At 50.8% G+C, this 17,727-nt stretch carries 19 protein-coding genes; 15 read left to right on the forward strand and 4 right to left on the reverse strand.

Annotation, left to right across the window (positions count from 1 at the left end):
- From C2M17_RS06140 to C2M17_RS06150, 3 genes are all read left to right on the forward strand, one after another.
- On the forward strand, positions 1-505 hold a 505-nt coding region (locus tag C2M17_RS06140; RefSeq protein WP_267894409.1), incomplete at its 5' end, for an EF-Tu/IF-2/RF-3 family GTPase.
- Positions 506-1,350: 845 nt separating this feature from the next.
- A complete protein-coding gene (locus tag C2M17_RS06145; protein ID WP_105199972.1) occupies positions 1,351-2,124 on the forward strand; it encodes a hypothetical protein in 774 nt (257 codons plus the stop codon).
- A 1,029-nt stretch (positions 2,125-3,153) separates the two neighbouring features.
- Positions 3,154-4,044 carry an Abi family protein gene (locus C2M17_RS06150; protein WP_105199973.1) on the forward strand — a complete coding sequence of 297 codons (891 nt, stop codon included), beginning with the start codon at positions 3,154-3,156 and terminating at the stop codon, positions 4,042-4,044.
- Between the two features lie 390 nt (positions 4,045-4,434).
- On the opposite strand, the gene C2M17_RS06155 is transcribed toward C2M17_RS06150, so the two are convergent.
- On the reverse strand, positions 4,435-4,956 hold the full coding sequence (locus C2M17_RS06155; RefSeq protein WP_105199974.1) for a PaaI family thioesterase: 522 nt from the start codon (positions 4,954-4,956) through the stop codon (positions 4,435-4,437).
- 231 nt (positions 4,957-5,187) lie between these two features.
- Between C2M17_RS06155 and C2M17_RS06165 the strand changes: the two genes are divergently transcribed.
- Positions 5,188-5,718 (forward strand): DUF924 family protein, encoded by a 531-nt coding sequence (locus C2M17_RS06165; RefSeq protein ID WP_105199976.1) that lies wholly within the window; start codon positions 5,188-5,190, stop codon positions 5,716-5,718.
- Here C2M17_RS06165 and C2M17_RS06170 read toward each other — a convergent pair.
- Complete coding sequence (locus tag C2M17_RS06170; RefSeq protein ID WP_105199977.1) at positions 5,715-6,083, reverse strand: STAS/SEC14 domain-containing protein; 369 nt, start codon at positions 6,081-6,083, stop codon at positions 5,715-5,717. The two genes, C2M17_RS06165 and C2M17_RS06170, sit on opposite strands and share 4 nt — an antisense overlap.
- 206 nt (positions 6,084-6,289) lie before the next feature.
- Between C2M17_RS06170 and lexA the strand changes: the two genes are divergently transcribed.
- The 5 genes from lexA to C2M17_RS06195 all read left to right on the forward strand — a co-directional run bounded on the left by lexA (position 6,290) and on the right by C2M17_RS06195 (position 11,366).
- Positions 6,290-6,907, forward strand: a complete 618-nt coding sequence (lexA, locus tag C2M17_RS06175; RefSeq protein ID WP_105199978.1) for a transcriptional repressor LexA — start codon at positions 6,290-6,292, stop codon at positions 6,905-6,907.
- Between the two features lie 317 nt (positions 6,908-7,224).
- Entirely contained in the window at positions 7,225-8,358 is a 1,134-nt protein-coding gene (coxB, locus tag C2M17_RS06180) for a cytochrome c oxidase subunit II (protein WP_105199979.1), read from the forward strand.
- Positions 8,355-9,929, forward strand: a complete 1,575-nt coding sequence (gene ctaD, locus C2M17_RS06185) for a cytochrome c oxidase subunit I (protein ID WP_105199980.1) — start codon at positions 8,355-8,357, stop codon at positions 9,927-9,929. Before coxB ends, ctaD begins: the two co-directional genes overlap by 4 nt.
- The gene (locus C2M17_RS06190; protein ID WP_105199981.1) at positions 9,930-10,472 is read left to right on the forward strand and encodes a cytochrome c oxidase assembly protein; all 543 of its coding nucleotides are present in this window, start codon (positions 9,930-9,932) and stop codon (positions 10,470-10,472) included.
- An 18-nt stretch (positions 10,473-10,490) separates the two neighbouring features.
- Entirely contained in the window at positions 10,491-11,366 is an 876-nt protein-coding gene (locus C2M17_RS06195; protein ID WP_105199982.1) for a cytochrome c oxidase subunit 3, read from the forward strand.
- Here C2M17_RS06195 and C2M17_RS06200 read toward each other — a convergent pair.
- Positions 11,266-11,568, reverse strand: a complete 303-nt coding sequence (locus C2M17_RS06200; RefSeq protein WP_267894377.1) for a DUF2909 family protein — start codon at positions 11,566-11,568, stop codon at positions 11,266-11,268. The two genes, C2M17_RS06195 and C2M17_RS06200, sit on opposite strands and share 101 nt — an antisense overlap.
- A 29-nt stretch (positions 11,569-11,597) precedes the next feature.
- Here C2M17_RS06200 and C2M17_RS06205 point away from each other — a divergent pair, with 29 nt between their 5' ends.
- The 5 genes from C2M17_RS06205 to C2M17_RS06225 are packed head-to-tail and all read left to right on the forward strand — an operon-like array spanning position 11,598 to position 15,341.
- Positions 11,598-12,329, forward strand: coding sequence for an SURF1 family protein (locus tag C2M17_RS06205; protein WP_105199984.1), 732 nt, complete (start codon positions 11,598-11,600; stop codon positions 12,327-12,329).
- Positions 12,316-12,819 carry a transmembrane cytochrome oxidase associated protein gene (locus tag C2M17_RS06210; RefSeq protein WP_105199985.1) on the forward strand — a complete coding sequence of 168 codons (504 nt, stop codon included), beginning with the start codon at positions 12,316-12,318 and terminating at the stop codon, positions 12,817-12,819. The genes C2M17_RS06205 and C2M17_RS06210 overlap by 14 nt, the downstream gene beginning before the upstream one ends.
- A 10-nt stretch (positions 12,820-12,829) precedes the next feature.
- Entirely contained in the window at positions 12,830-13,819 is a 990-nt protein-coding gene (locus C2M17_RS06215; protein ID WP_105200288.1) for a COX15/CtaA family protein, read from the forward strand.
- A gap of 18 nt (positions 13,820-13,837) precedes the next feature.
- Positions 13,838-14,746, forward strand: coding sequence for a heme o synthase (gene cyoE / locus C2M17_RS06220; protein WP_105199986.1), 909 nt, complete (start codon positions 13,838-13,840; stop codon positions 14,744-14,746).
- Entirely contained in the window at positions 14,736-15,341 is a 606-nt protein-coding gene (locus C2M17_RS06225) for an SCO family protein (RefSeq protein WP_105199987.1), read from the forward strand. The genes cyoE and C2M17_RS06225 overlap by 11 nt, the downstream gene beginning before the upstream one ends.
- On the opposite strand, the gene C2M17_RS06230 is transcribed toward C2M17_RS06225, so the two are convergent.
- On the reverse strand, positions 15,319-16,359 hold the full coding sequence (locus C2M17_RS06230) for a polysaccharide deacetylase family protein (protein ID WP_199776000.1): 1,041 nt from the start codon (positions 16,357-16,359) through the stop codon (positions 15,319-15,321). The genes C2M17_RS06225 and C2M17_RS06230 overlap by 23 nt on opposite strands.
- On the opposite strand from C2M17_RS06230, the gene dinF reads away from it, so the two are divergent.
- Positions 16,339-17,673, forward strand: coding sequence for an MATE family efflux transporter DinF (dinF, locus tag C2M17_RS06235; protein WP_105199988.1), 1,335 nt, complete (start codon positions 16,339-16,341; stop codon positions 17,671-17,673). The genes C2M17_RS06230 and dinF overlap by 21 nt on opposite strands.
- Positions 17,674-17,727 lie beyond the last annotated feature (54 nt).

Consider the following 17,727-nt stretch of genomic DNA (forward strand, 5'->3'; position numbering starts at 1 on the left):
TGTAACTGGTCGTGTTGAAGCCGGTATCATCAACGTGAACGACGAAGTTGAAATCGTAGGTATCAAAGAAACTACGAAGACAACTTGTACAGGTGTTGAGATGTTCCGTAAGCTTCTAGACGAAGGTCGTGCTGGTGAGAACATCGGTGCCCTTCTACGTGGTACTAAGCGTGACGAAGTTGAGCGTGGTCAAGTACTAGCAGCTCCTGGTTCAATCAACCCGCACACTAAGTTCGAAGCAGAAGTATACGTACTATCTAAAGACGAAGGTGGCCGTCACACGCCATTCTTCAAAGGCTACCGTCCACAGTTCTACTTCCGTACAACTGACGTAACTGGTGACATCCAACTACCAGACGGCGTAGAAATGGTAATGCCTGGTGACAACATCAAGATGACTGTTGAACTAATCTGCCCAATCGCGATGGACGAAGGTCTACGTTTCGCGATCCGTGAAGGTGGTCGTACAGTTGGTGCTGGTGTTGTAGCATCAATCGTAGAGTAATAGTTACTCTCGAGAAAAAAGGCCGCTTTTAGCGGCCTTTTTTGTGCCTGAAAGTTGAGAAGACCAGCTTCACGGCCGTGAATTGTAGGTCAGGCTTCAGCCTGACAATCCCTGTATCTCCCCACACAGCTTTTTAAGCGTGTTTATGTGAACTCTCACTAACCTTTTCAATTAAAACTCCCCACAGCTTTGCACAGTGAGTTCTTGTCGCGTTGGCGACGGCAACCAAAGGGAGAATGATACGATTCCCCCTTTGGAATCCCCCCGTACCCCGAAGCATTTGCTATTGCTTGCGCGTGTTGGTGCTGTTAACGCACCCTGCGAAACTCGACGTCCTGTCTCGATTCGCTTAACTCGGCATCCATGCCTCGTTGTACTATCAGCACCATCATGCTCAGCGCAAATGCACGGGGAATTGGGCAGAGACATCGGTGTAATGAGGCACTTTTATTTTGTTTCGAGCTCTTTGGAAACTCCAGGAACCCGTAATTCGCCAATGCTTACGAACTCAGGTTTTTGCTAAACGCTTAGCTTAGGCTGCGACACCTGCGCTTCAATTTAGGTTAACTTAAACTGTAAATTTGATTAGAGCTTAGTGGCCGTTGATAATTTTCGAATAAACCGTTTATGACGCAAATTGCGTACATATTCGGGAAAACGACCGAAGCGCTCGTTTTTATCCCATACACAATATTCTTATAGTGAATGAATCCTAAAAGTGGCAGCAACTTACATTGTTTGGTACAAATAGACCAATCATAAAAGCGAGCAATGTTTCGGTAGAAAAACGCGCGATTAGCTCGCTATAAACATGTTAGCTTGCAATGCCGTCACAAGGAGAGTTTGTGCATTTAAACGATAGACAAAAAGGCACTTTTGATTGGTGGCAGCAGCGTGTAATTGAATTAGAGTCAAAACGATTGCAAAATCAAGGTTCACTGGCTAGACATGACTGGTGGAGATTAGCTTACTACAAGCAACCATACCTTTTACTTGAAGATGATAAGGATATACTCGAACGATTTTCCGATTTGTTTACCAATAGCTTAGATATTAATCATGACGGTAAAATAGACTTCAGCCCAATGATGGAAGATGATGCTAGGCTTGCGCGGCTGTTTACTGAGGTTATCGAAGAAACAAACACCAGAGGAATATTGCATAGAGGCTCAATGGGGGAAGGGAAAGAGCAAATTCAAGCGTATTTTGAAAATGGCACTCCTTTAGGTGTCGAAATGTTCAAAGGATTTGAAAAAACAGAAGATAGTTGGTTGTTGAAATTTTCTCAAAAAGAATTCATAGATGACATGTATAAATATGGACGATTCAGGATTTCTCCAGCTTCATATTATGCAAAAGGAAGTCATATTCGAGCGGTGAAAGATCTAGAAACTGCACGAAATTATAGACTTAAAGCTATCAATGATATTCTGAAAGGAAATTCAAGTTTTGAATTTCAAGGGCAAAAAATCGACATCAAAAATGGCGTAGTACCCATTAAGTTTACGGTGAATGACTATTACTTATTTTGCACTTGTAAAGAAATTAATAGACGAATGCCAACTGATTTTGAAGCAGACTCAGTTTTGATTATTAAAAATAAAAAAGAGGTTTATTGAACGATTAAAGAATGAAATATTAATAAGTTACCCTGATTGGGAATTTCTTGAAAGAGATGTTCATTACTATGACCCTTATAATGATTTACCAACCGACCCAAATCAGGAATTTTATAAACATTTAGCATATGCCTACCAGAAAGAACATAGGTGTATTCTAAGACCTAAACGTCCAATCTCCGAGCCTCTTAAAGCCTTTTTTGTAGAGATTGGTTCTTTGGAAGATATAGCAGAAGTAGTTACGGTGTAATATTCATCGAGCAAGCTAACAAGCTACTGAAAAGGACGCAAAATGCTTGGCTTGTGCTTCTTCTTCGCTAATTTTAGCCAAGCATTTTGCGTCCATTAGTAGGGCGTTACTATAGTCCGCTTTTGGCACTTAGCACCTTCTCGGACACCTCACAACTAACAGGTATCGATCCCCCGTTTTGATTCGCGCTGTAGAAATCGGCTTTTGTTGTGGAGTGTGCTAGAGACAGCGAGATAGGGATATTGAGCTAGGTTTACCGAGGTAGGACACCTCGTTAAACCGTGTCGAAAGCTAAACGAAACGCTTAACAAAAACCCGAGTTCGGAAGCATTAGCGAATCACGGGTTCGCGGGGTTTCCAAAGGGGGAGTCGAATCACTCTCCCTTTGGGTGTTGTCGCCACCGCGACAAGATCTAAAATCAAAGCGCCTTTCGCAAGGCTAAAGCCTCGCCTATTTATTGTCAGACTGAAGTCTGACCTACAGGTAAACAATCCCGCATTAAAGGCCGGTGCCTTTTGACCTCTTCTCAACCACAGCTGCGGTCATCCTTGAAATACAACACAAATCGCCGGCGCTATTATAAATCTTAATCTCCCACACCGATGAGCGCTTGCCTAGGTGTGCGAGTTAGGTCACGGCTTTGAGCGTGCTGATACGCGATGCACTCAACTCAAATTGCAAAAGGCGATACACACTGTATAATTATCGGTAACAACACCCCTCCCGCTACCCATAAGAACAGCGCCCTGTGAGGGGTTAATTTTTTGGTGTGACGCAAATGGAATTTGATAAGCCACCTTTATCTTTCGAGCAGCAACTAGACCGTCTTATAGAGCGAGGTATGCGTGTTACCGATCGCCCTCGGGCACTTGCCTACCTTCGCCATATTAATTACTACCGTTTAGGTACTTATTGGTGGTCTTTTATTGGTGACCACAACACTCACCAATTTAAATCCGATACCAGCTTTGAAAGCGTTCTGAATCTGTATGTATTTGATCGGGAATTAAGGCTGCTTTTGCTTGATGCAATAGAAAGGGTTGAAGTATCGCTACGTACTCAGTGGGCCTATCACGTGGCCAAAGAGGGTGGGTCACACGCGCATCTAAACAAAGAACTGTTTAATGCGAAGGATTTCGCTCATGACTCCTTCTTGGATAACTTGCTCAGTGAAATAAATCGAACTTCCGACAGGAATATTAAGAAGCAGGCCCAAAAATACCAAGAAGCCACACCTGCTATCTGGATTATCAGTGAAGTTATGAGCTTTGGGTGGTTATCGCGTTGTTACGGCAATCTTAAGCGCCGCCGTATACGTATGGACATTGCGCAGGTTTATGATCTTAATGAAGCTGTGCTTGCTTCGTTCCTTCACCATCTAACCACTGCGGGAAATATCTGTGCCCATCATGCTCGGCTATGGAACCGAGATTTCACCTTTCGCATGAAATTGCCACATAATGGCCCTGATTACCTAATACAGAGCCTCAACGCTCATAGTCCCCGCGAGTTATACAACACACTGGTAATGCTAGCCTTTTTGTTGGATAAAATTAGCCCTGAACATAGTTGGAAGAGCAGGTTAAAAGCGTTGATAGATAATCATGATATTGACACAGCCCCTATGGGTTTTCCAGAACATTGGCAACAACTGCCAATGTGGCAATAGTTAAATAATTTACGCAAATCTCACCGCCATGCTGAGCCCCCTTACATTTGCGCTGAGTATGGTGGGGCGGGTAGCACAACGAGGCTGGACGCCGAGTTAAGCGAATCGAGACACGACGTTGAGTTTCGCTGTGTGCGTTGGCCGCCACAGCACGCGCAAGCAACAGGCAAATGTGGGGGTGTCCTAGGAGTTCTTAGAGGAAATGGACAAGCATTTCCTCTAAGTCGTAGTCGGCGACCCGACAAGATCTAAAATTGAAAACCCTAGCTAACAGAATGCAAGCAATTCGTCCCTGAAGCACTGTGTCGGCTCGTAACGAAGTTATCGACATCCGTTGTCTCGCGTTCGAGCCTAAAATAGCTCCACGTTTTCGCTATTTTCGGGCGGCTCTCACCCCTTTGACCGCTTCTCCACCACAGCCGCCGTCATCCTTGAAATACAACACAAGTCCCCGGCGCTGTTGTAGATCTTAATCTCCCATACCGATGAGCGGCCTCCCAGGTGCACGGGTTTGGTTACGGCTTTGAGTGTGCCGGTGCGTGAGGCTTTGAGGTGGTTGGCGTTGATCTCCTGGCCGACGCAATAATATTTATTGATGTCGACGGCGAAGTTGGCGGCGTAGCTGGCGACGGTTTCGGCCAATACTACGTATGCGCCGCCGTGGACTATGCCGATGGGGTTGTAGAGCTCGTTGTCGATCGGCATGGTGGCCACCAGGTAATCCGGGCCGATTTCGCTGATTTCAATGCCGAGTTTGGTCATAAGCGTGCCCTTGGCGCCGACGCCCAAGTCGAGCTTACGACACAGCTCAAAATCGATTTCCTGAGCCCAAATACTTTGGGTGTTTTCGCTTACACTCGAGTCTGGCTTTTCGGCGACCGGCAAATCGTTTTCGTGATTCTGAACACTCATACAGATTCCTTATACGGCAACATTTTATAAATGGGGTTATCTTACATCGCTTGGCAAGTTCGTCCACATAGTGCTGCACTTGCCTGGGCTTCTGCAAGCCTTTTACGATGGTTAGCGAGCGCAAACAGAGGAACAGGGCGGCGATATCTTCGGCGGCCTAGCTATCACCTGAGGGCCGGATTTGACTAGACTGTCAGTAACGACCTGGGTGTGAATGTTGAAGGAGGGTCTATGGACTTTCAATCCGTGTATGATTTTTGGTTTAACCAGTGCAACAGCGAGGACTGGTTTAAAAAGAGTGCGACCTTCGATGCCAGGGTTACCGAGCTGTTTGCCAAGACTCACCGCGCCGCCAGTCGGGGGGAGCTCTATCATTGGCGTAGCAGTGCCCACGGTGCCCTGAGTGAAATTATCGTGCTCGATCAATTCTCCCGTAATATCTATCGCGATACCGCCAGCGCCTTTGCCCAGGATGCTCAGGCCTTATGCCTGGCTCAGCATGCGGTAGAAAAGGGCTACGACCTGCTGCTCAATGAGCAGGAGCGTGGCTTTTTATACATGCCTTATATGCACAGCGAAAGTGCCGTCATTCATATGCTTGCCGAGCACCTGTTTCGGCCTTTGGAGAGTTATTCCTATGAGCTGACCCATAAGGCGATCATCGACCGCTTTGGTCGCTACCCGCATCGCAACGCTATACTCGGGCGTCGGTCGACACCAGAGGAAATAGCATTTTTAGAAACGCCCAACAGCAGTTTTTAATCGGCCTCACTCACCCAGTTACGTGCTTGCTCCATCTGGTCATATTGAAAGGCTCTGATTTCGGCACTGATAAAATGCGCCGTTAAATGCTCGCCGAGCATGGCCAGGGGAGAGTCGGTAACTACGGCTATCCTGCTGATTCTCTTGTGGTGGTCGCGGGCAAAGCGCAGGTGCGCCGACAAGGCTGCAAACGAATCCCAGCCGGGAAAGTGACGGGTGGCTATCATCAGCCCCTTGAGTCCACCATGACGCTCTATATAGGGATCTATAATACGTACGGCGGCTATAAAGTCGGCGGCAGACAACTCGCCATGGGGGGTAAATACGCCAATATCATGTTCATTATCTAGGCTGATACAGAGCATATTGGGTTCCTTCTTTCATTTAAAATGCTTCGATGCGAAATCGGCTACCTATAACTGTAGGCGCTTTTTTAAGTATTTGCGCAGTCGCTGATACAGCTTAGAAATAACTCCTGACTGTGGCAGCAGCAAAATCATTGAATATATTTGCGATTTTCTGACAACTGTATATACTCACAGTTAAATGTACTGTATGGAAAACCAGTTGTATGCGCCCTTTAACTAATCGCCAATCGCAAATTTTAGAGCTGATCAAAGTCTTTATTAAAGATACCGGCATGCCGCCGACGCGCGCCGAAATTGCACAAACATTAGGTTTTCGCAGTGCCAATGCCGCCGAGGAGCACCTTAAGGCGCTGGCCAAAAAAGGGGTGATCAGAATGAAACCCGGTGCCAGCCGCGGTATTCAGCTGGTTGAGGAAGAAGAGCCGGAGCAATTAGGCCTGCCGTTAATCGGTCGGGTTGCCGCCGGTGAGCCCATTTTGGCGCAGGAGCATATCGAGAGCCACTGCCAAATCGACCCCATGTTGTTTAAACCGGCGGCGGATTATCTGCTACGGGTTAACGGCATGAGTATGAAGGATATCGGCATTCTTGATGGCGATCTGCTGGCGGTACACCGTGCGCAAGTGGCCGAAAACGGTCAGGTGGTGGTAGCCCGAGTGGGTGACGACGTAACCGTGAAGCGCCTGGAAAAGGCCGGTCGCAAGGTTTTCCTGCATGCGGAAAACGAAGAATTTGCTCCCATCGAAGTCGATTTAGAACATGAATCCTTTGATATTGAGGGCTTAGCGGTTGGTGTAATTCGAAACGCCGACTGGATGTAGGTTTTATTCGGTATTTTTGCCCCCGATACGCCGTTTATTGGGGGTTTTACGGCGCTTTTCTCCTTTCTTTCCTTACGCGCTAACAGTTTGAATATCCCCCAAATATTTATTTAAAAAAGAAAAACAAAAACGCTTCATTTCTTGCTATTCGTTAAAATCTTGACTAATTGGTTATATTACAGGCTTTGCTGGTTGCTTTTTGCGCACTTTGTTTGCAGAAAATTGAATCGGCCAGTCCAAGCATAATAATAACGAAGATTGGCTAGCAGTAATTGCCTCTTCCCTTTTTGCGTTGCGCGTAGTTAAGGAGATGGTACATGAAGCAGCTTTGCTCCCTCATGTTGCTGTGTTTGTTTGCTCCCCATCTGGCCTTGGCCAACAGCAAGTACAACTTGCGCCCCGGGGTGACGGATATCAGCGAGAATGTTTACCAATTGCATATGACGATATTTATCATCTGCTGTGTGATTGGGGTGATCGTATTCTCGGTCATGTTTTGGGCCTTGCTCAGGCACCGTAAATCCAAGGGCGTTACCGCCGCCACCTTCCATGAAAGCACTAAGGTCGAAATTCTTTGGACCGCTATTCCCTTTCTTATCCTTATCGGCATGGCGGTGCCGGCGACCAAGACCTTGATCGCCATGGAAGACACCAGCAAGGCGGACATCACCATTAAGGTGACCGGCTCGCAGTGGAAGTGGCATTACGAATACATGGGCCATGATCTGGGCTTTTATTCGCTGCTGGCCACCCCTCAGGAGCAAATTCAAAATGCCGAGAATAAAGGCGAAAACTACCTGCTGGAAGTGGATAAGCCGCTGGTGATCCCAACCGGTAAAAAAGTGCGTTTTCTGATGACCTCGGACGATGTTATTCACTCCTGGTGGGTGCCGGACTTTGCGGTGAAAAAAGACGCCAACCCAGGCTTTATCAACGAGGCCTGGACCAAGGTTAACGAAGCGGGTATCTATCGCGGCCAATGTGCTGAGCTGTGTGGTCAGGACCACGGCTTTATGCCCGTGGTGGTTGAAGCGAAATCCCCTGAGGAGTTTGATATCTGGCTGGCGGCGCAAAAACAAGCGATGTTGGACCAGGCCGATGCCGATGCTGCCTTACTCGACCAAACCTTGTCTCATGACGAGCTCATGAGCACTGGTGAGAAGATCTATATGACCCGCTGCGTAGCCTGTCACCAACCGACTGGTCTCGGCGTTCCCGGAGTATTCCCGGCAATCAAGGGCAGCCCAATCGCGACCGGCGAAATCAAAGACCACATCGATATCGTGGTACACGGTAAACCTGGCACCGCCATGCAGGCGTTTGTTAGCCAGCTCACTATTAAAGAGCTCGCGTCCGTTGTTACTTACCAGCGTAATGCCTTTGGTAATGACACCGGCGATACGGTGCAACCAAGTGCGATCCAGGCCTTTATTGATGGGGAAGAACAATGAGTACAGCAGCTGCAACACACGAACATCACGGGCCTGCGACTGGCATTAAACGCTGGCTCTTTACCACTAACCATAAAGACATAGGCACGCTATACCTGCTGTTTTCGCTGCTGATGTTTTTAACCGGCGGCGCCATGGCCATGGTGATCCGCGCCGAGCTGTTTCAGCCGGGATTACAATTAGTCGACCCGCACTTTTTTAACCAGATGACCACGGTGCATGGCTTGATCATGGTCTTCGGTGCGGTGATGCCGGCCTTTACCGGCCTAGCCAACTGGATGATCCCCATGATGATCGGGGCGCCGGATATGGCCTTGCCGCGCATGAACAACTGGAGCTTCTGGATCCTGCCCTTCGCCTTTGCGATCTTGCTGATGTCGCTGTTTATGGATGGGGGCGGCCCGGCGTTTGGTTGGACCTTCTACGCGCCGCTGTCGACCACCTACAGCAACGACAATACCGCGCTGTTTGTGTTTGCCATCCATATTATGGGTATCAGCTCCATTATGGGTGCCATTAACGTCATAGTGACTATCGTCAACCTGAGAGCGCCGGGCATGAAGTGGATGAAGCTGCCGCTGTTCGTATGGACCTGGCTGATCACCGCCTTCCTGCTGATTGCGGTAATGCCTGTGCTGGCCGGGGCGGTGACCATGGTACTGACGGATAAATACTTTGGCACCGACTTCTTTAATGCCGCCGGTGGTGGCGATCCCGTGATGTTCCAGCATATTTTCTGGTTCTTCGGTCACCCCGAGGTGTACATCATGATCTTGCCGGCATTTGGTATTATCTCCACCATAGTGCCCACCTTCTCGCGTAAAAAACTCTTTGGCTACTCCTCAATGGTGTATGCCACTGCGTCCATTGCCTTGTTGTCCTTCGTGGTCTGGGCGCACCATATGTTTACTACCGGCATGCCGCTGGCCGGTGAGCTGTTCTTTATGTACTCCACCATGCTGATATCCGTGCCCACCGGGGTCAAGGTGTTCAACTGGGTGGCGACCATGTGGCGCGGCTCCATCAGTTTTGAAGCGCCCATGATGTTTGCCATCGCCTTTATCGTGCTCTTTACCCTGGGCGGTTTCTCCGGCCTGATGCTGGCGATTACGCCGGTGGATTTCCAATACCATGATACCTACTTTGTGGTGGCGCACTTTCACTATGTGCTGGTTACCGGTGCGGTGTTCTCCATTATGGCCGCGGCCTATTACTGGCTGCCGAAATGGACCGGGCATATGTACAACACTAGGCTGGCGAAGTGGCACTTCTGGATGTCGCTGATCAGCGTCAACGTGCTCTTCTTCCCCATGCACTTTGTTGGCTTGGCTGGCATGCCCCGTCGTATCCCAGACTATGCGCTGCAGTTTGCCGACTTTAACGCCATTATCAGTATCGGCGGCTTTGCCTTCGGTCTATCGCAGCTGCTGTTTGTGGCCGTGGTGTTTAAGTGCATCAAGGCTGGCGAAAAGGCCCCGGCCAAGGTGTGGGACGGAGCCGAGGGCTTAGAGTGGCAGGTGGCTTCACCGGCGCCTTATCACACCTTTGAAACGCCGCCCGAGGTGAAATAAATGAACCATATGCCGCTGTTAAGAAAGCTCTTATTAGGCACCCTGGCGATGTTCGCCTTTGCCTTTGCGCTGGTGCCCTTGTACGACGTGTTCTGCGATGTCACCGGCCTTAACGGCAAACCCTCCATGGAGCAGGCGCAACAAAGCGAGCGAGTGGATAACAGTCGTGAGGTGACCGTGAGCTTTACCACTCATGCCCAAAGCGGTGCGCCCTTTAAGGTCAGCGCTAAGCAGCAGTCTGTGGTGGTTAAGCCTGGCGAGATGAACCTAGTGACCTTTGCGGCGGTCAATACCAGCGATCAAGCCCGGGTGATGCAGGCCATTCCGTCTGTCTCTCCTGGGTTAGCGGCAAAATACCTACATAAACTGGCGTGCTTTTGCTTTGACCAGCAAACCTTGCAGGCCAACGAACAACAAGAATATCAATTAAGATTTTATGTCGATCCGGCGTTGCCCCCCGAATACGAGGAGCTAACGCTGTCATATACGCTTTTTGATATCAGCGCCAAGCATAGCGAGTCGTTAGTGGCGGCGGCGCGATAACCCAAATGAGGCATGAATATGAGTGAAGAGTATCAAAAGTACTATGTGCCGGCGCAAAGTCCCTGGCCTATAGTCGGTGCAGTGGCCTTGTTCTTTATTGCCGCCGGTGCCGGTTTAACCGTGATGCAAATGGAGCAGGAAAGCAGCCATGGCCATTACCTGTTATTTGCCGGTATTGCCGTGTTGCTGTACATGCTGGTGGGCTGGTTTCGTAATGTCATCAGCGAGTCCCATGGCGGTCTCTACTCGATGCAGATGGATCGCTCCTTTAGACAGGGCATGAGCTGGTTTATTTTCTCCGAGGTGATGTTTTTTGCCGCCTTCTTCGGCGCCTTGTTCTACGCCCGTATGTTGGCGGTGCCCTGGCTCGGTGGTGATGGCAATAATGTGATGACGGGCGAAGTGTTATGGCCGGAATTCACATCTGCATGGCCGCTGGAAAGCACTCCGGATGGCACCAGCACCCAGGCCATGGGCTGGCAGGGGCTGCCGCTTATCAACACCATTATCCTCTTGGTGTCGTCGGTAACCTTGCAGTTTGCTCACACCGCCATAGAAAAAGATAAGCGCACGCCACTGACCCTCTTCCTGCTGTTGACCATAGTTCTTGGTATCTGTTTCTTGGGCCTGCAAGCCTATGAATATGTGCATGCCTATCAGGATTTAGGACTGAAGCTGGATTCCGGCATTTACGGCAATACCTTCTTCTTGCTTACCGGCTTTCACGGCCTGCACGTAACCCTGGGCACCATAATGCTTATTGTGGTCTGGATCCGGGTGTTAAAGGGCCACTTTAGCAGCGAAAAGCATTTCGCCTTTCAAGCGGCGGCCTGGTACTGGCACTTTGTAGATGTGGTGTGGCTGTGCCTGTTTGTATTTGTGTATGTGTTGTGATCGGTGATTGATTAAAGCGCAGCAGACCAAACTGCTGCGCCAGCAAAATAATAATAAGTACCAGGATGCACAGGGCAACGCGTTTGCCCAAATAGCGCGACATAGGCACCTTGTTATCGGCTTTTATCATCGCCAGTAAGGCGCGGAAAAGGGTGTAAATGACGGTCAGCAAGAGCGCAATAATTATAATTTTAATAAGCAAGATACGGATACTCCGAGGTTGGTGGTTGAGTGTTTACAGCTAAGCTTAGCGCAATTTTATGGATAGGGCTGGTTATCCTCGCGGTAACTGTTTGTACTCGCTTGGGTTTTTGGCAACTTGAACGGGCAGAACAAAAACAGCAAAGACAACAGCTGCTGGATTCCTGGTCGGCTCAGGGCGTTATGCCTTTGACCAAGGCGCTGCGCTATATCGAAAGCGAAGATGCCACCGGTTTGCAGGTGCGCTTTGATGCTCAGTTGCAGAGCGATTACTGGCTGCTGGACAATCAGGTGTATCAGGGCCGGGTCGGCTATGATTTGCTGGTGCTGGCCTTGGCGCCTGGCGCCAGTCACTGGCTGTTGGTCAATCTCGGCTTTGTGCCGGCACCCAGCAAGCGCAATGAACTGCCCACTATAACCTTGCCATCAGGGATCACCCTGACTCAGGCGTTGGTCAAAGAAGGCCCACTGGCGCAGTTTACCCTGAGCGAAACTCAGGCCCCGCAAGGCTGGCCCAAACGTATTCAAGAGATCGCTATCACCCAGATGAGCGAGCAAACCCGCAAACCCATATATCCCTTTATGGTCTATGCCCAAGATGCCATTGATGGCATAGGCGCCATCCCCCATTACCAGCCGGTCACCATGTCCGCAGACAAGCACAAGGCCTACGCCTGGCAGTGGTTTTTAATTGCCCTGGCGGCCTTGGTGATTGCTTTAAGTGCCTATTGGCGAGCAAGGAGAACGCATGCAGCTACCTAAACCCCTTATGTTATTTATCGGCTGCTTTTTGCTGCCCATTGTTGCCGCTGTGGCGGTTTTGTATTCCGGCTGGCTGCCCGGCCATAAGAGTAATCAAGGGCGGCTGATGAGCGAGCAGGTAGAACTGAGTGATTGGCAGCAATACCCGCCATCGCCCTGGACCATAGCCCTGGTTAATACCGAGCCCTGTCAGGGCTGTGCGCAGCAATGGCAGGACCTGCAGTCGCTCTATGTGGCTCTGGGTAAAAATAAAGACAAGGTGCGCATTGCCGTCTTGGGCGAAGCAGCACCCAAGGCGCAAGACATGCCCAGTATTCATATTAACAGGGCTCCGGCGCAGCTGAATGCCGGCAGTCTGTATTTAATCGACCACCATGGTTTGGTGGTGCTGGAGTATGACTTTGCTCCACAAGCCGACGCCAATCGCTTGGTACACAAGGGATTGTTGAAGGACTTAAAAAAACTACTTAATTATGCGCGTAGCAGTTAAAGAGGCCAGTATGACAAAAAACTATAAATTTCTGGTGTTAACTACGGCTTTATTGGCCGTGTTGGTGGTGGGCCTGGGGGCCTATACGCGATTGAGCGATGCCGGTCTGGGTTGCCCCGACTGGCCCGGCTGTTATGGCTTTTTAACCGTGCCCGATAAGGCCCATGAAATCGCCGCGGTGGAGGAAAACTTTCCCGGTATGGAGGTGGATCAGGGTAAGGCGTTGAAGGAAATGGTGCATCGTTACTTTGCAGGCACCCTGGGGCTGTTGATCCTCGCCATTGCCCTGTATGCGTGGCGTTATGGCAAGCAGGTCCGTATGCCAGTGCGTTTGCCCATGGTGCTTGTGCTCTTGGTGATCTTCCAGGCCATGTTGGGTATGTGGACGGTGACCATGAACCTGCAGCCTCTGGTGGTGATGGGCCACCTGCTCGGTGGTTTCTCCATTGCCAGCCTGTTATGGCTCTTGTATTTGCGCAACCACAGTCGCCCCGTGCCCGGTGGCGACCCAGGTGCCAAGAGCTTGCAGGGTTGGAGCATGGCAGCCTTGAGTATGGTAGTGGTGCAGATTGCCTTAGGGGGCTGGCTGGCGGCCAATTATGCCGCCGCCCATTGTGTTGGTTTTCCCCTGTGTGAAGGCAGTGAGGCCTTTTCCCTGGCCGAGGTGTTCCACTTGCCTATGGAGCACGCCAATTACGAGTATGGGGTGCTCTCCTACGAGTCGCGCATGTCCATTCACCTGCTGCACCGCTTTGGCGCCCTGATGACACTCTTGATTGTCGGTGCGGCCATGTGGCGGGTATATAAAGCTGCCTATTCGCGCACCATTAAAAACGCGGCCTTAGCGGTCGGTGCCGCCCTGGCGACCCAACTCACCCTGGGAATTGCCCTGATCTATTTGCAGATCCCCTTGTTGATGGCGCTGGCGCATAACCTGATGGCCCTGCTGTTGCTGCTGACCCTGGTGCGGTTGTGCTATTTACAAAAACGAAAATGTTAGGCGCGAAGGAGAATAATTATGAGTAAAGCAATAACCTTAACCCCCTCTCTGTCGCACTGTGCAAGCTGGCGCGATTATCTGGCCATGTGCAAGGGCAAGGTGGTACTGATGCTGGTACTGACCGCCTGGGTTGGCCTGGCCCTGGCGCCGGATATGGGGCGCTCCTGGGTGCTGCAGCTGATCAGCCTGATCGGCATTGGCCTGCTATCGGCGGCGGCGGCGGTGATCAACCATATTGTCGACCGCGAAATAGACTCCAAGATGGCGCGTACCCGCCATCGCCCGGTGGCCCAGGGTAAGGTCAGTGAAGGACGGGGCTTTGCCTTTGCCGCGCTGCTCGGTGGCATTGGCTTTGTTGCCCTAGTCGGCGCTGCCAACTGGCTGACCGCCTTGTTAACCCTGCTGGCGCTGGTGGGCTATGCGGTGGTTTATACCCTGTTTCTTAAGCGGGCAACGCCGCAAAATATCGTCATTGGTGGTTTGGCCGGCGCCATGCCGCCGTTATTGGGCTGGGTGAGTGAAACCGGGCAGCTGGCCGCCGCGCCTTGGCTTTTGGTGATGATTATTTTTGCCTGGACGCCGCCGCACTTTTGGGCTCTGGCCATTGCCCGTGAAGCGGATTACCGCCGCGCCAATATTCCCATGCTGCCGGTCACCCATGGTATCGATTTTTGTAAAACCTGCGTGCTCGGTTATACCGTGCTCTTGGCTCTGGTCTGTGTGTTGCCCTATCTGATCGGCATGTCCGGGCTCTTCTATCTGCTGGCGGCATCGGCGCTTAACCTGATGTTTATCGCCTATGCCTGGCGCTTAAAGCGCGAGCCTCAGCATCAATCGGCAATGCGTGTTTTTAAGTTCTCTATCCTGCATTTAATGTTACTCTTTGTCGCATTATTTATTGATAAGTGGGTATTTTATGTCGCTTAAGTGGTGGCTGATTGGGGCGCTTACAACCTTGACTCTGGGTTGTAGCAAGCCGGAATTGCAGGTGGAGGCCTTGGTGTATGAGCAGCCACGGGTGATAAATGCCTTTAGTCTGGAAGATCAGCATGGCGAGCGAGTTGGTGTGGCCGATTTACAAGGGCAGTGGGATCTGCTGTTTTTAGGCTATACCAGCTGCCCGGATGTGTGCCCCATGACGCTGGCGAAATTGCGTCAGGTCGAGACGCAAGTAAAAGATCATAACCTGAATGTGTGGTTTGTATCTGTGGACCCTCAGCGGGATACGGCGGCGAAACGTCGCCAATATATCACCTACTTTAACCCTCAGTACAAGGCGGTTTCGGCCCCGCATCAGGACCTCTATCCCTTTGTGCAAAACCTCGGGCTGATGTACGCCATTAGCGAGCAGCAGGAAGGCGACTACCTGGTGGATCACAGTGCTTCCGTGGTGCTGGTGGACCCGCATGGGAAGATCCGCGCCATCTTTAAGCCAGAATTTGTTGCCGGCTCGGTACCGACCATCAATACCGAGGTCATGGTACGCGAGCTAAAGGCGATTATTGATTATTACCCTGGGTGATCACCCAGGGTTGGGAGAACCACAAATAACGCCCCGATTTGTGCAGCGACGGGGCGGTGCAGTTATAGCGGGCGCGGCCGGGTTTTAAATCCTGTTTGGCCTGCACGGTCACGTGATTGCCGTCGATCCACTTGATCTCTGCTTGACCCTGGCCGGAGACATAGCAAGCAAACTGATTGTTATGAAAGCCCTTTTCGGCAAATTCCAGGGTGACCTTGGGACGCGGTTCGGCGGTTACAGTGTCGCTATAGTCGAGCTTGGCCAGGGCAAAGGGCAAGGACTCCAGCTTGGTCGCCAGGGTTTCCAGGTCGGCATAAAAACCAGAAGCAGGGAAGCGCGGCAGGCGGGTAAAATCATTGCCCGGGCCCAGGGCACCCGAGTGCTGACCTATGCCTATATAACCTAACTCTTTCACCACCTGCTGCAGTGCCTTATCGAACTCGCCATAAGGGTAGGCCAGGTATTTCAGGCTGTAGCCAATTTCCTCTTCGATGCGTTTTTCGGCACTGGTGAGGTCGGCTTTAATGCGGTTGCGCCATTGCTCTTCGCTTTCTCCTTCAAGGCGATGATGGAGATAATCATGACGGCTGCTGTGGTTGGCAATCAGGGCACCCTGTTTGCTGAGCTCCTTGAGTTGTGCCCAGGTCATCACATAGCCTTTTTGTTCGTCGATCAAAGCCGGATTAACAAAGATGGTGTAGGGGTAGCCAAATTCCGCCAGTATAGGGGCGGCCTGCTCGATATTATTGTCATAGCCGTCATCAAAGGTGATAGCCAGGGTTTTATCGTCAAAGGTTTGCCCTTGTTGCAGACCGCTTAGCAGGGTATCCAGGGCAACTACCTTAAATTCATGCTGCTGCAAATACTGTAAATGGGCGCGAAAGGTGTCGGCTTCGACACTGGTTACCTTGGGCAGGGTTTTACTGACGTGATGATACTGTAAAATAACCGCTGCCTGGGCAGAGGCGCCAAACAGGGCGCATAAAGAGAAGAATAAATGGGACAATTTTCTATACATAACAACACTCACCATAAAAGCTTATTGCTGCTTGCCGGGCCCATGATTCTATCTAATATCACGGTGCCTTTGCTAGGCCTGGTTGATACCGCGGTTATCGGCCACCTCGGCAGCGCCCATTATTTAGCAGGTATTGCTCTGGGTGCAACGGTTATTTCCATCTTGTTTTGGCTCGCCGGCTTTCTACGTATGAGCACTACCGGGCTTATCGCCGCCGCCTTTGGCGCCGAAGACAAGCAAGAGCTGGTGCAGGCGCTGCAAAAAAGCTTAATGCTGGCGCTGGCGGTGGCGCTGCTCTTGTTGCTGTTACAAAAACCTTTGGGGTCGCTGATGGCGCTGCTTGCCGATGCTTCGCAGCCAACCATGGAGCAGGCCTTTAATTATTTTTATATTCGTATTTATAGCGCCCCGGCGGCGTTGGCGAATCTGGTGCTGCTGGGCTGGATGCTTGGCGTGCAATACGGGCGTGGTCCATTTTTACTGGTGCTGCTCACCAATGTCATCAATATCGCTTTGGATATTCTCTTTGTAGTCGGCTTTGGCTGGGGCGTTAAGGGCGCGGCCCTGGCCTCGGTGATCGCCGATTATTGCGCTTTGGCCTTTGCCCTGTGGTTGGTATCGGGTTTGTTTTCCCGGCTGGAGTTGCACTGGTGTTGGTCTTTCGGCGCCCGATTGCTGCAACTGGGTGCCCTGCTGCGCCTCAATGGCGATATTTTCCTGCGCTCTTTAATGCTGCAGCTGTGCTTTAGCTTTATGACCTTTTACGGTGCCCGCTTAGGGGATGTGGTGCTGGCCGCCAATGCGGTACTACTGAACTTTCTGCTGTTGATCAGCTTTGCCATGGATGGCATTGCCTATGCCGCCGAGGCCAAGGTGGGGCAGGCGCGTGGGGCGCAATCCGTGCATCGTATTAGAATGTGGGTAAGTATTAGCTTACAGTGGGGTGCTGTATTTGCGGTGCTTTATGCCGTGGGCTTTTATGTTTTTGGGGAGCAGGTGATCCGCTTGCTCACCGATGTGCCCGAGGTTAACAGCCTGGCTATCGCCTATTTGCCCTGGCTGGTGCTGATGCCGCTTATTGCTATGAGTTGTTTTTTATTCGACGGTATTTTTGTCGGTCTTATGCGTGCCAAGGATATGCGCAACACCATGATGCTGTCTGCCTTAGTGGGCTTTTTCGGGGTCTTTGTGTTAACCCAAGGCTGGGGAAATCATGCCCTGTGGGCAGCCATGACCGCCTTTATGGCGCTGCGTGGCATTAGTCTGGCGGTGCGTTATCGTCAATTGCTAAAGGCGGATGCCTTACTGCAATAACAAGACGAAATGATTGGCAAAAATGCTGAGGCCGATAAGAAAGGGTTTGAGGTT

It is taken from the genome of Pseudoalteromonas sp. T1lg10, assembly GCF_002964545.1.
GTDB lineage: Bacteria > Pseudomonadota > Gammaproteobacteria > Enterobacterales > Alteromonadaceae > Pseudoalteromonas.